Source organism: Caballeronia glathei, from assembly GCF_000698595.1.
GTDB classification, from domain to species: Bacteria; Pseudomonadota; Gammaproteobacteria; order Burkholderiales; family Burkholderiaceae; genus Caballeronia; species Caballeronia glathei.
Window position 1 is genome coordinate 1 of the sequence record NZ_JFHC01000274.1, and the last position, 696, is coordinate 696.

At 58.3% G+C, this 696-nt stretch carries 1 pseudogene; it reads left to right on the forward strand.

Features of this window, described 5'->3' with window-relative positions:
* Positions 1-115 precede the first annotated feature (115 nt).
* Positions 116-670 (forward strand): annotated as a pseudogene (locus tag BG61_RS38745) (lyase family protein); the annotation flags it as partial.
* Positions 671-696 lie beyond the last annotated feature (26 nt).

Genomic DNA, 696 nt, shown 5'->3' on the forward strand with positions numbered 1-696 from the left:
TGAACTAATTTCGCAACAGCTTCTAAATCCTTGTCGATTTCGCGTCGCGATCGCGGCGGACCGCAGTAAGTCGCATCATGAGCCCGCACCATCGCGTCCGTTAGGGAGTATCACCATGACAGCAGCAACACGAATTGAGCAGGATGCATTTGGCCCTGTCGAAATTCCGTCGGATCGATACTGGGGAGCACAGACCCAGCGCGCACTTGGCGTCTTCGATATAGGCGAGGAGCGCTTTCCGGCGGTATTAGTGCGCACGTTCGGTTTGCATAAGTTCGCTGCGGCACGCGCCAACGTAGCGTGTGGTGCGCTCGCCCCGCCGCTAGCCTCGGCGATCCAGACGGCCGCTCTTGAACTGCGCGACGGGCTATGGGATGAGCATTTTCCGCTCACCATATGGCAGACAGGCTCGGGTACGCAGACCAATATGAACGCGAACGAGGTAATTGCCAACCGGGCGAACGAACTACTCGGACAGCCGCTTGGGACCAAAACGCCGGTCCACCCCAACGATCACGTCAACGCGTCGCAATCGTCAAACGACAGCTTCCCGACAGTGATGCACGTGGCGGCCGCGACGGAAATGATGGGACGTTTGCGACCAGCGCTAGAGGAACTGCGGTCGGCACTCGACGAGCGTAGCCATGCGTTTGCCGAGGTAGTAAAAATCGGGCTCTTTTGAAAACGGAGTGGGTA